The 13,006-nt window shown below is 66.3% G+C and carries 6 protein-coding genes; 2 read left to right on the forward strand and 4 right to left on the reverse strand.

Annotated elements, in window-relative coordinates:
- Positions 1–115: 115 nt before the first annotated feature.
- The 4 genes from ABR323_RS11085 to ABR323_RS11100 form a co-directional block, all read right to left on the reverse strand.
- Positions 116–2,182: a TonB-dependent siderophore receptor gene (locus ABR323_RS11085; protein ID WP_439449324.1), complete on the reverse strand. Its 2,067-nt coding sequence runs from the start codon at positions 2,180–2,182 to the stop codon at positions 116–118.
- A gap of 249 nt (positions 2,183–2,431) precedes the next feature.
- Positions 2,432–5,554: an efflux RND transporter permease subunit gene (locus ABR323_RS11090; RefSeq protein ID WP_439449325.1), complete on the reverse strand. Its 3,123-nt coding sequence runs from the start codon at positions 5,552–5,554 to the stop codon at positions 2,432–2,434.
- Between the two features lie 31 nt (positions 5,555–5,585).
- Complete coding sequence (locus tag ABR323_RS11095) at positions 5,586–8,819, reverse strand: efflux RND transporter permease subunit (RefSeq protein ID WP_439449326.1); 3,234 nt, start codon at positions 8,817–8,819, stop codon at positions 5,586–5,588.
- Between the two features lie 74 nt (positions 8,820–8,893).
- The gene (locus tag ABR323_RS11100; RefSeq protein WP_439449327.1) at positions 8,894–10,135 is read right to left on the reverse strand and encodes an efflux RND transporter periplasmic adaptor subunit; all 1,242 of its coding nucleotides are present in this window, start codon (positions 10,133–10,135) and stop codon (positions 8,894–8,896) included.
- Between the two features lie 186 nt (positions 10,136–10,321).
- Here ABR323_RS11100 and ABR323_RS11105 point away from each other — a divergent pair, with 186 nt between their 5' ends.
- On the forward strand, positions 10,322–11,641 hold the full coding sequence (locus tag ABR323_RS11105; protein WP_135275340.1) for a M20 family metallopeptidase: 1,320 nt from the start codon (positions 10,322–10,324) through the stop codon (positions 11,639–11,641).
- 535 nt (positions 11,642–12,176) lie between these two features.
- Positions 12,177–12,995 (forward strand): NADPH-dependent 7-cyano-7-deazaguanine reductase QueF, encoded by an 819-nt coding sequence (gene queF, locus ABR323_RS11110; RefSeq protein ID WP_439449328.1) that lies wholly within the window; start codon positions 12,177–12,179, stop codon positions 12,993–12,995.
- Positions 12,996–13,006: the final 11 nt, after the last annotated feature.

Here is a 13,006-nt window from a genome sequence, read left to right on the forward strand (position 1 = left end):
CGTGGATGATTTTCCGCTCGATACCCGGTAGTACCGGCCGCTGGCCGGCTCTCATGCGCCCGGACGAAGGTGCAAGGCGCCGGCCGGCGACCGGTACTACCGTTTTTGCCGCGCCTTACATGTCGAACCGCACGCTCACAGCGAACGTGCGCGGCAGGCCGACGCCCGCGTTCGACCAGTACTTCCGGTTGGCGAGGTTTTCCACGCTGCCGCGCACGGTCACCGGGTGGCCCGAGGCGAGCAGGCGATAGCCGATGCCTGCATTGACCAGCGTGTAGTCGGGCAACTTCAGGGTGTTGTTGGCGTCATACCAGACATCGCCGTAGTAGCGCACGGCGGCGTAGGTCTCCAGCCCATCCACCCAGGGCAGCTGGTAGCTGGCATGCAGTACCCCGCTCCAGCGCGCAGCACCTGAGGTGCGCTTGCCTTCCTGCGAGGCGCTGCCCGGCGACAACTTGTCGTAGGTCGGGTCCAGCCAGGTCACGCCGCCTCCCACCGTCAGCGCGTCTGTCAGGTGCAGGTCGCCACTGGCTTCGATGCCTTCGTACAGCGTGATGCCATCCTGCACCAGGCGAGGCAGGCTGCCGGCGATCGGCTGGTCGATGTTGGCGCCGCGCTCCAGCCGGAAAGCAGCCACGTTGGCGCTCCAGCGCACGGCTTCGATCTTGGCTCCGATCTCGTACTGCTTGCTGATGGTGGGATCGAGCAGTTCATTCGCGTTGACGTAGTCGATGCCAACGCGGCTGCCCGCCTCCAGCGATTCGATGTAGCTGGCGTAGAGGGTGACTGCATCGCTGGGTTTGAACATCAGCGCATAGGTCGGCGTTACCGGGTAGGTGTGGTAGCCGCTGCTGGATTTGACCTGGAAGTCGTTGTAGCGCCAGCCGGCCAGGGCGGACCAACCGCGTCCAAAGTCGACGGTATCGCTAAAGAACACCGCCTGCTGCACGGTTTCATCGCCGCGGGTCGTCGCACGGCTGGCCACCGCATCATGGCGCAGGGTGCTGCGCTGGTAGAGGTTGCCTTTGCCCACATTGCTGTAGACATTGGGGCGATCCCAGCCCAGTCCGCTCTGGTGACTCACGCCAGCGACGATCTGGTGCTGCAGCGGGCCGGTCTGCAGACGGCCCTGGACCATCGCCTGGGTCAGCTTCCACTCGCTCTTGCCGCCCAGTTCATAGGCGTACACCCCCATATCGCCGGCGCTGTTCGTCAGAGGGGCGAAGATTTTGTTGACATCGTTCCACGAGGTGGTGACGCCGTAGATCAGGCTGGCCTTCCAGTTACTGTTGATCTGCCAGTTCATGCCGGTCGACAGCAGGCTGGAACGGGTGTCGTAGTAGGTGCCGGGCACACTGTTGTCGACATCACCGGCAATCGGACGCGGCAACGAGGTCAAGCCGCTGAAGGAGTACTGAGGTGCTTCGTTGCTCAAATCGCGTGACTGGAACACGCCTTCTGCGGTCCAGGTCAGTACATCGCTCAGGCGCGCATCCAGCGACAGTGCGCCTACCTTGCGATCGACGTGACCACCATTGAAGGTCTCGCCCTTTTCCTGGAAGGCATTGAAGCGGTAGCCGAACATCTGCTCGTTGCCGAAGCGGCCGCCAACGTCGATGCCGCCGCTGACGATGCCCTGTTCGCGCCAGCCCAGCTGGGCGGAGAAGGTGGGCGTGTCCGTCGGCTTCTTGGTGATGTAGTTGACGATGCCGCCGGGGGCACCGAACCCGTACAGGAAGCCGCCCGGGCCTTTCAGCAGATCGACCTGTTCCATCACTTCCAGCGGCCATTCGGTACCCCAGGAAGAGACCTGCAGGCCATTGACGCGATAGCTGTCGAAATTCAGTTCGATACCGCGATTGCGGATCGGCGAGCTCCAGCCACTGGCATAGGCGCTGACCTGGGTGGTGACCGAGGGGTCGAGCAGGAAGGCTTCGCCCAGCGAGACCACCTGGCGCTGCTCGATCTGCTCGCGGCCAACAGCGGTGATCGCGAACGGAGTGTCGCGCAGGGCGCGGTCGCCCAGTGCACCGGCGTCGGTATGGGTGCGTTCGGCGGTGACCTTCACCGCATCCAGATCGGTGGCGTTACGGCTGGCGGCCGGCGCTTCGGCATGGGCAGCGCAGGCGACGGACAGGGCGGTGGCCAGCAGGGCCAGGCGGGGGAGACGGGAAGGCAGCATCGATGGTGGTCCTCGACGGACGGCCACAGGCCATCCGCCCACGGGTGGGGGAAGGGGCAGTGGCTGGGATCACGCAGGCGTGCCGGAAGCCGGCAGCGGGGCGCCACAACGGGGCGCAGGACCATGGCTGGATGAGAATTGTTCTCTTTTCGTTACGGCACGTCAAACCCGGAGGCGTGCGGACCAACGGTCCGCACCCACCAGAGGTACCAGGCAGAGTAGATCCACGCCATGCGTGGATGGGCCGTGCTACGCCCGCTGCGCGCGCTTGAGCAGCTTCGCTTCGCGCTTGCGTGCGCGACGTGCCCGCCAACGCTCGGACAGGCAGGAGAAGATCACATACAGGGCCGGCGTGCTGAGCAGGGTCAGGCTCTGCGAGAACAGCAGGCCACCGATCATCGCGATACCCAGCGGACGGCGCAGTTCCGAACCTTCGCCCAGGCCGATCGCCAGTGGCACCGCGGCTAGGATCGCCACCATCGTGGTCATCATGATCGGCCGGAAGCGCACGATGCTGGCCTCACGTGCCGCTTCGCGTGGGGCCAGCCCATGTTCGCGCTGCGCCACCAGCGCGAAGTCGATCATCATGATCGCGTTCTTCTTGACGATGCCGATCAACAGCACCAGCGCGATCATCGAGATCACCGACAGCTCGGTGTTGGTGCCGAACAGCGCCAGCAGCGCGCCCACGCCCGCCGCCGGCAGCGTGGACAGGATGGTGACCGGGTGGATCAGGCTCTCGTACAGCATGCCCAGCACCAGGTACACGGTCAGGATGGCCGCGAACACCAGGATCAGCATGTCGCTGGGGTCGGAATTGAACCCGAAGCCGGCGTCATCGGCCAAACGGATATCACCCGGCATGCGCATGCCGGCCACGGTGGCATCGATGATCGCCTTGGCTTCGCCCATGCTCACGTTCGGCGCCAGGTTGTAGCTCAGGTCCATCGTCGTGTACTGGTTTTCATGGGTGATCTGCGACGGTGCAAGTCCTGGCACCTGCTTGGCGATCGCCGTGATCGGCACCATGTCGCCGTTGCGCGCCCGCACGTATACCTCGTCCAGTGCCGCCGGCGTGGCGGTCTGCGAGGGCAGGGCGTTGACCACCACGCTGTACTGGTTGATGTCCGAGTAGATGGTCGAGATCTGGCGCTGGCCGAACGCGCCGTACAGCGCGCCATCAATGGCGCCGACCGAGACACCCAGGCGTGCGGCCTTGGCGCGATCGATCTCGATGTTCTGGCGCAGCCCGGCATTGTCGACGTCGGTGCCGACATCGCGCAGCTTCGGGTTCTTCTTCAGCGCCGCCTGCAGCTTGGGCAGCCATTCCTGCAGCGACGCCAGGTCGTTGCCCTGCAGCGAGATGCGGTACTGCGCGCCCTGGCTGCTGCCACCGCCATCGTTGCTGGGCAGGTCCTGGATCGCGCGCAGGCGCAGCTGCAGGTCGGGGTAGCGGTCAGCCTTGGCGCTCAAACGTGCCAGTGCATGCGCGGTGGTTTCGCGGCGGCCGTCCTTGCGCGATTTCAGCTCGACGTTGAACTGTGCGCTGGAGCCCTGGCGGCCGCTGCCCAGGCGCACGCCCACGGTCTTCACCGCCGGGTCGGCCATCAGCATGTCGGTGATGCGTCGCTGGCGGCTGACCATGTCCTCGAAGGAGACGGTGGCGCTGGAGTTGGCGCGGCCCCAGATCAGGCCGGTGTCCTGCGGCGGGAACGCGCCCTTCTTCACGGCACCGAACAGGAAGATGGTGACGCCGATCAGGATCAGCGGGGTGAGCGAAAGCAGCAGCGCGTGGCGCAGCGAGAAGTCGAGGAACACGGTGTAGATGCGCAGCATGCGCTCATGGCCAGCATCCAGCCAGCGGCCGAAGCGCGACGGCGCGGCCTTGTGGTCATGTGCGCTGAGGAAGCGGCTGCACAGCGCCGGGGTCAGCGTCAGCGAGACGATCATCGACACCACGATGGCCGCCACCAGGGTGACGGTGAACTCGCGGAAGAACGCGCCCATCATGCCGCTGGCGAACAGCAACGGAATGAACACCGCCACCAGCGAGGCGGTGATCGAGACGATGGTGAAGCCGATCTCACGCGCGCCGGTCAGCGCCGCCTGCATCCGCGGCATGCCTTCGTCGAGGTGGCGCATGATGTTCTCGATCACCACGATCGCATCGTCCACCACGAAACCGATCGCGATCACCAGCGCCAGCAGGCTCAGGTTGTTCAGGGTGAAGCCCATCACGTACATCACCAGCGCGGCACCGGCCAGCGACAGCGGCACGGTCACCGCGGCGATCAGCGTGGGTGCCAGGCGGCGCAGGAACAGCGCCATGGTCAGCACCACCATCGCCAGGCTGATCAGCAGGGTGATCTGCACTTCATGCAGTGACGAGCGGATGGTGGGTGTCCGGTCGAAGTACGGCGTCATCGTGGTACCTGGCTGCAGGTAGTCGCGCAACGCTGGAATCTGCGCCTTGACCCGGTCCACGGTTTCCACGATGTTGGCGCCGGCACGGGTGAACACGTACATCACCACCGCCGGCTTGTGGTCGAACCACGCCGCCTGGTAGGCGTCCTGCTGGCCGTCGTAGACGTTGGCGATGTCCTTCAGGCGGATCACCCGACCATCGCCCTGGGTCTTGACCACCAGGTCGGCGAAGTCGGCGGCGCGGGCCACCGAATCGTTGGCGATGATCGCGGTGGTGGTGTTGCCATCGCTGAGGAAGCCGGTCGGCGAGGTCACATTGGCCGCGCGCACTGCGTTGCGCAGGTCATCGGCGGTCAGGCCCAGCGCGTTCATCAGGCGCAGGTTGACGTCCACGCGTACCGCCGGCGTTGAAGCACCAGCAATGTCGACCGAGGCCACGCCGCTGATCTGGCGGATGCGCTGCGCCAGCAGCGAGTCGGCGACGTTGTACAACTCATCGGCCGACTGCGTCTGCGAGGTGAGCGCGATGGCGATCACCGGGTCGTCGTTCGGGTTCGCCTTCTGGTACATCGGCGACCCCATGCCAGAGGGCAGGTCGGCCTGTGCCGAGTTGATCGCGGTCTGTACGTCCAACGCGGCCGAATCGATGTTGTGGCCACTCTGGAAGATCATGAACACCAGCGAGCTGCCTTCCGAGCTCGACGAGCGCATGCGGTCGATACCGGGCAGCTGGCCGAGATGGCGTTCCAGCGGCGCGGTCACCGTGGAGGCCATGGTCGCCGCATCGGCGCCGGACTGGCTGGCATGCACGAAGATCACCGGGATCTCGATATTCGGCAGTGCGGACACGCCCAAGCGCAGATAGCAGATCAGGCCGACCATGAACAGGCCGATGGCCAGCAGCGCGGTGCCGATCGGACGGCGGATGAAGGGGCCGGACAGGTTCATCGTGCGGTCCCCCGCAGCAGCGGGGCGTGGATCATGCCTGCGGCTCCTGCAGCGAACCATCGCGCAGTGCGCGCTGCTCGCGGCGGCGGGCAAGCCATTCGGAGAAGCGCTCCATGTACAGGTAGATCACCGGCGTCGTGTACAGGGTCACCAGCTGCGACAGCAGCAGGCCGCCAACGATGGCAATGCCCAGCGGGCGGCGCAGCTCCGAGCCGATGCCGGTACCCAGTGCCAGCGGCAGCGCGCCGAGCATGGCCGCGGCAGTGGTCATCATGATCGGGCGGAAGCGCAGCAGGCAGGCCCGCCGGATCGCTTCGTGCGCGTTGGCACCGGCACGGCGTGCCTCGATCGCGAAGTCCACCATCATGATGCCGTTCTTCTTGACGATGCCGATCAGCAGCACGATGCCGACGATGCCGTCCACCGACAGGCTCAGCCCGCACAGCATCAGTGCCAGCAGCGCACCGACACCGGCCGGCGGCAGTGTGGAGATGATCGTGATCGGGTGGATGTAGCTCTCGTAGAGCACGCCCAGCACGATGTAGATGACCACCAGCGACGCCAACAGCAGCCACACCACATCGGTCTGGCTGCCGGTGAACTCGGCGGCCTTGCCGATGAACTCGGCATGCAGATGGGCCGGCATGTCCAGGCTGTCCTTGGTTTCCTGGATGGCACGTACCGCATCGGACAGCGAATAACCGGGCGCGACGTTGAACGATACCGTCACCGCCGGCAGCTGCTGCTGGTGGCTGACCAGCAGCGGCGCGCTGCTGACCTTGCCCTCGGCCAGCGCCGACAGCGGGATGATGTTGCCGGCGCCGACGGTGATGCCGGTGTTCTGCGCGCCGATGCCAGTGGCGGTCGACGAGTTCGACGAGGTGACCTGGCCGAAGCTGGTGGCATTGGTGCCAGTCAGTGCACCCGCACCGTTGGACGCCACGGCCAGCTGTTCCATCAGTGCGGTGCTGGTGCGGAACTCCGGCGCCACTTCCAGTACCACGCGGTACTGGTTGAGTTCGGTGAAGATGGTCGAGATCTGGCGCTGGCCGAACGCATCGTAGAGCGTGTCATCGATGGTCTGCATCGGCACGCCCAGCACGCTGGCCTTGTCGCGGTCGATGTTCAGCTCAAGCGCGCGGCCCTGGTTGGACAGGTTGTTGTCGACGTCGGCCAGTTCCGGGCGCTTGCGCAGCGCCTCGGTCAGGCGCGTGGCCTGGGTGGCCACGGTCGCCGAATCCACGTCCGACAGCGAGTACTGATACTCGGTGGCGGCCACGCGGGTATCCAGAGTCACGTCCTGCACCGGCTTCAGGTACAGCGCCACGCCGGGAATGCCGGCCACCGCCTTCTGCAGGCGCGGCAGGATCTCATCCAGACCGTCGCGCTCGCCGCGCTCCTTCAGCACGATCGACAGCTGGCCCTGGTTGAGCGTGGGGTTCATGCTGCCGGCGCCGATGAAGGCCGACACACCGGTCACGTCCGGGTCCTGGCGGAGGGCTTCGGCCACCTGCTTGGTGCGTTGCTCCATCTGCGGGAAAGCGATGTTCTGGTCGGCCTGGACCACGCCGGTGATCAGGCCGGTGTCCTGTTCGGGCAGCAGCCCCTTGGGAATCAGCACGTACAGCAGCACGGTCAGCACCAGCGCACCGCCGGCCACGGCCAGGGTCAGGCGCTGGTGGTCCAGCACCCAGTCCAGGCTGCGCTCGTACAGGCCCACGGTGCGCGTCCACAGGTTCTGCTTGCCGGCCGCCGCCGCACGCTCATGCGCGTCCTCGCCCTCGGGCAGGGCGTCGGGCTTGAGCAGGTAGGCGCACATCATCGGGGTGAGCGTCAGCGAGATCAGCATCGACAACACCACGGCGATGCTCAGCACCCACGCGAATTCATGGAACAGGCGGCCGGTGACGCCGGGCATCAGCAGCAGCGGCAGGAACACCGCCACCAGAGACACGGTCAGCGACAGCACGGTGAAGCCGATCTGGCGTGCACCAATCTCGGCCGCTTCCTTGCCGCTCTTGCCCTGTTCGATGTAACGCACGATGTTCTCGATCATCACGATCGCATCGTCCACCACGAAGCCGGTGGCCACCACCAGCGCCATCAGCGAAAGGTTGTCCAGCGACATGCCGGCGAAGGCCATCACTGCGAAAGTGCCGGCCAATGACAGCGGCACCGCCACCGAGGGAATGATCGTGGCCCACAGCCGGCGCAGGAACACGAAGATCACCGCGACCACCAGGCCGATGGTCAGGATCAGGGTGAACTGCACTTCATGCACCGAGGCGCGGATGGTCTCGGTACGGTCGTTGAAGATCTCCAGGTGCACGTCGGCCGGCAGCACGCCCTGCAGCTGCGGCAGCAGGGCGCGGATGCGCTCGACGGTCTGCACGATGTTGGCGCCGGGCTGGCGCCGCACTTCCAGAAGCACCGCCGGCTTGCCATCGGCCCAGGCGGCCAGCTGATCGTTCTCAACGCCATCGATCACCTGGGCTACGTCCGACAGGCGCACCGGACGTCCGTTCTTGTAGCTGATGATGGTGTCGCGGTACTCGGCGGCGCTGGACAGCTGGTCGTTGGTGCCGATGCTGTAGGACTGGGTCTTGCCGTTCAGCGAGCCCTTCGGCGCATTGACATTGGCCTGGGTCAGCGCGCTGCGCAGCTGCTCCAGGGTCAGGCCCATGTTCGACAGCTGCGCCGGATTGACCTGGATGCGCACGGCCGGGCGCACATTGCCGGCGATCGAAACCAGACCTACGCCCTGCACCTGCGACAGACGCTGGGCCAGGATCGAATCGGCGTAGTTGTTGACGTCGCGCAGCGGGCGCGTGTCCGAAGTCAGTTTCAGGGTAACGATGGCCGCATCGGCCGGGTTCACCCGGTTGTAGACCGGCTGGTACGGCAGCGACGAGGGTAGGGTGGCCTGGCGGATCGCCGCCTGCACGTCCTGCGCGGCGATGTCGATGTTCCGGTCCATCGAGAACTGCAGGATGATCGTCGACAACCCGGCCGACGAGTCGGAGGTCATCAGTTCCAGCCCGGAGATCTGCCCGAACTGGCGCTCCAGCGGGGTGGTGACCAGCGAGGCCATGGTGGTGGCATTGGCGCCGGGGTACTGGGTGGTGACCACCAGGCTGGGCGCATCGATTTCCGGCAGCGCCGACACCGGCAGCTTGCGGTAACCGAGGATGCCCAGCAGCAACAGGCCCGCCATCAGCAGCGAGGTGGCGATGGGGCGGCGGATGAAGATCGTCGAAAAGCCCACGGACTGATCCTTGCTGGCACTTCAATGGCAGCGCCGGCGGGATCGCCGGCGCGGGGAAGAGCGGTGGCCTGCGCTCAGCGCGGGCCACCGCCGCGACGGCCACCGCCGCCGTTCTTCTGCTCGGCGGCCTTCAGTTCGGCCTCGGTCGGCGCGACCGGGGTTTCGCCCGGCTTCAGCGCAGTTACCTTGCTGCCTGGTTTCAGGCGGAACTGGCCTTCGCTGACCACGCGCTCGCCGCCCTTCAGGCCTTCGGCGATCTGCACCTGGCTGTCGCCCACTTCCACGCCACTGCGCACGGTCTGCATCTTCACCGTGTTGTCGCCCTGCACGATATAGACGTACTCGCCATCCGGCCCACGCAGCACCGCCTGGGTCGGAATCACCACGCCGCCGCCAATCGTGCGCAGCTGCATGCGCACGTTGACGAACTGGCCGGGCCACAGGCCGTTGTCGGCGTTGTCGAAGATCGCGCGCGCCTTGAAGGTGCCGCTGTCGGCACTGATCAGGTTGTCGACCACGTCGAGCTTGCCGTCGCCGGACAGCACGTGCGAATCGGCGCGGTCCAGTGCCGCGACGGGTACCGCACCGGCGGCCTGCGCCTGGCGCACATCGCCGAGCTGGCGCTCGGGCAGGTTGAACAGCACGTGGATCGGATGGATCTGGGTCAGGGTGACCAGCGCGGTGCCGGCGTTGACCACGTTGCCGGCGTCGACCGCACGGATGCCGGCAATGCCGGTGATCGGTGCGGTCACCTTGGTGTACTGCAGCTGCACCTGCGCCGAGCGCATGCTGGCTTCATTGGCCGCGACTGCGCTTTCGTACTGTGCCACCTGGTTTCGCTGTGTATCCAGATCGGTCTTGGCGACGAACTGGCGATACTCCGGCGCGTTCGAGCGCTGATAGTTGGAACGCGCGGTGGCCAGCAGCGCTTCGTTCTGGCGCTTGGATGCCACGGCCTGGTCATAGCTGGCCTGGGCGGTGCGCGGATCGATCACCGCCAGCACATCGCCCTTCTTCACTTCCTGGCCTTCGCGGAAGTTCAGGCTCATCAGCTGCCCGCCGACCTGTGGGCTGACGGTGACGGTGTTCATTGCCGTCACCGTGCCCAGCGCGCTGGCATAGACCGGCACGTCCTGGCGTGCCGCATCCACCACGGTCACCGGCACCGGGCCGGCATCCGGGTCTTCTCCGCCCTGGCGCGCACCCGCTGCCGCGCCATCGGCCTTGTCCTTGCCCCCGCCGAGTACGCGCAGGCCGACCACGGCCAGCACCAGTACCGCCACGACCAGCAGCACGATCTTCCAAACACGTGACATTCAAGGACTCCAAGAGGGCTGGACGGGGCACGGCCCCGGTTGGCAATGCGCAAAGCATACCTGCGCCACATCACGTTTCCTGCATGACGGATGGGACGGGCGCTAAGACCGGATCTGGCCGCGGAGGTTCCCGCGGCGGCGGCGTTGCCCTACATTCAGCTGGAACCCCCTGCCGTGGAGATCGCGATGCGCCGTTCGTTGCTGCTGTCCGCCCTGCTGCTGGCCTTGCCGGCCCTCGCCCATGCCCAGGACGGGCAACGCCCCGAAGTGACCGCCGCCGCCCAGCGCCTGCAGGCCAAGGTGGTCGAATGGCGCCGTGACTTCCATCAGCACCCGGAGCTGTCCAACCGCGAGGTGCGAACCTCCGCCGAGGTCGCCAAGCGCCTGCGCGCGATGGGCCTGAAGCCGAAGACCGGCATCGCCCACCACGGTGTGGTGGCGATCATCGAAGGCGGCAGGCCCGGCCCGAAGATCGCCCTGCGCGCGGACATGGACGCGCTGCCGGTGACCGAGCAGACCGGCCTGCCGTTTGCCTCCAAGGCCACCGACCAGTACCGCGGCCAGACCGTGGGCGTCATGCATGCCTGTGGTCACGATGCGCATACCGCCACCCTGCTCGGCGTGGCCGAAGCACTGGTCGCGATGAAGAAGGACCTGCCGGGCCAGGTGATGCTGATCTTCCAGCCGGCCGAGGAAGGCGCGCCGCCGCCGGAAGAGGGCGGTGCCGCGCTGATGCTGAAGGAAGGGCTGTTCGCCGACTTCAAGCCGGAAGCCGTGTTCGGCCTGCATGTGTTCTCCAGTGTGCAGGCCGGGCAGATCGCTGTGCGCGGTGGTCCGCTGATGGCGGCATCCGATCGTTTCGGGATCAAGGTGATCGGTCGCCAGACGCATGGCTCGGCCCCTTGGAACGGCGTCGATCCGATCGTGGCCACCGCCGATCTGGTCGGCACCGCGCAGACCATCGTCAGCCGTCGCGCCAACCTGTCCAAGCAACCGGCGGTGCTGACCTTCGGCGCGATCAACGGTGGTATCCGCTACAACATCATTCCCGATGAAGTGGAAATGGTCGGCACCATCCGCACCTTCGACGAAGGCATGCGCCAGCAGATCTTCGCCGACCTGCGCAACGTGGCCGAGCACACTGCTGCCGCGCATGGTGCGAAAGCGGTAACCGATATCTACGAGTCGGAAGGCAACCCGGCGACGGTGAACGACCCGGCACTGACCGCGAAGATGCTGCCGAGCCTGCAGGCGGTGGTGGGCAAGGACAACGTGTACGAGCCGCCGCTGCAGATGGGTGCGGAGGATTTCTCGCTGTACGCGAAGGAAGTGCCGGGCATGTTCTTCTTCGTCGGCTCTACCAGCGTGGGCATCGACCCGGCGACGGCGCCGGCCAATCACTCGCCGAAGTTCCTGCTGGATGAGAAGGCGCTGGACGTGGGACTGCGCGCGCTGCTGCAGGTGAGCCTGGATTACCTGCACGGTGCAGGCACTCCGGCGGGGTGAGGGTTTCCGGCAGGGCTTGCAGCCCTGCACTCGCTGCAGATCAACGTCAACGTCAACTTCAAAAGCTGGTTTCCTGAGGGTAGGCGGGGTGGGTCCGGTTGAGGGGGACGCCGTAAACCCGTCCATGGGGGCTTGGTCGCGGCATCCATGCCGCTCACACCCCCTCAACCGGACCCACCCCGCCTTCGACAGATTTCCGCGATCTGTCGGAACGACATTCTGCTTCTGGTGGGTGTCGACCTTGGTCGACACGGCAGGCGTCAGGAACGTCTGAAGGATCGGTTTTTGATTTTGATTTTCCTGATCTTTCCCGGGGTGGCGCAGGGAACTGTCCGTGGCCGGGAGGGTGGGTTGGCTGGGGGCGTGAGCCGCATGGATGCGGCGACCGAGCTACATGGACGTACTTGCAGCGTCCCCCAGCCAACCCACCCTCCCGGCCAACCCCGAGATCCAGCACGCCCACACCCACCACGGAGGGGCTCCGCCGTTGGCCGACCCGGCCGAAGGCCCACCCCCGCGCGATACAATGCGCACCATGAACACCCCCCAGGACTCCAGCCTCGGTCGCGAGGTCAGTTACCCGTCGCAGTACGATCCCGGCCTGCTGTTTCCCATCCCACGTATCGGCGCGCGTGCCGAAATCGGCCTCGATGACGCTGCGCTGCCGTTCGTCGGCCACGACCGCTGGCACGCCTTCGAGCTGAGCTGGCTCGACCCGCGCGGCAAGCCGCAGGTCGCCGTCGCCACCGTGCAGGTGCCGTGCACCTCGCCGCGGTTGATCGAATCGAAGTCGTTCAAGCTGTACCTGAACTCCCTCAACAGCACCCGCATCGACAGCGCCGAGGCACTGCGCGAGCGCCTGGTGGCCGACCTGTCGGCCTGTGCCGGTGCGCCGGTCCGGGTCGTGTTCGGCCTGCCGGGCCTGCGCGAGACGCCGCTCGGTGAATCCATCGACGGGCTGGAGGTTGAAATCGACTGCTACGGCCCGCCGCAGGCGGACTTCCTCGCCGCCGATGCGGGCGAGGTGGTGGAGGAGACCCTGGTCTCGGCGCTGTTGAAGTCCAACTGCCCGGTCACCGGCCAGCCTGACTGGGCCACGGTCAGCCTGCGTTACCGCGGGCCGAAGATCGATCGTGCGGGCCTGTTGCGTTATCTGGTCAGTTACCGCGAGCACGCCGAGTTCCACGAGCAGTGCGTCGAGCGGATCTTCAGCGAGGTGTCTTCGCGCTGCCAGCCGCAATGGCTGGAAGTGGAAGCCCGCTATACCCGCCGTGGCGGCCTGGACATCAATCCCTGGCGTGCCAGCCCCGGCATTGCCGCCCCGGCTGCGACCTACCGCGAGCTGCGCCAGTAACCGCCTCAGGC

The sequence above is a fragment of the Stenotrophomonas sp. ATs4 genome (assembly GCF_051861585.1).
Classification (GTDB): domain Bacteria; phylum Pseudomonadota; class Gammaproteobacteria; order Xanthomonadales; family Xanthomonadaceae; genus Stenotrophomonas; species Stenotrophomonas maltophilia_AS.

What these genes read in the sequence shown, in the direction of transcription:
- queF (WP_439449328.1), top strand. Translation starts at nt 12,177, where the DNA reads ATGAACACCCCCCAGGACTCCAGCCTCGGTCGCGAGGTCAGTTACCCG.
- ABR323_RS11105 (WP_135275340.1), top strand. Translation starts at nt 10,322, where the DNA reads ATGCGCCGTTCGTTGCTGCTGTCCGCCCTGCTGCTGGCCTTGCCGGCC.
- ABR323_RS11085 (WP_439449324.1), bottom strand. Translation starts at nt 2,182, where the DNA reads ATGCTGCCTTCCCGTCTCCCCCGCCTGGCCCTGCTGGCCACCGCCCTG.
- ABR323_RS11100 (WP_439449327.1), bottom strand. Translation starts at nt 10,135, where the DNA reads ATGTCACGTGTTTGGAAGATCGTGCTGCTGGTCGTGGCGGTACTGGTG.
- ABR323_RS11090 (WP_439449325.1), bottom strand. Translation starts at nt 5,554, where the DNA reads ATGAACCTGTCCGGCCCCTTCATCCGCCGTCCGATCGGCACCGCGCTG.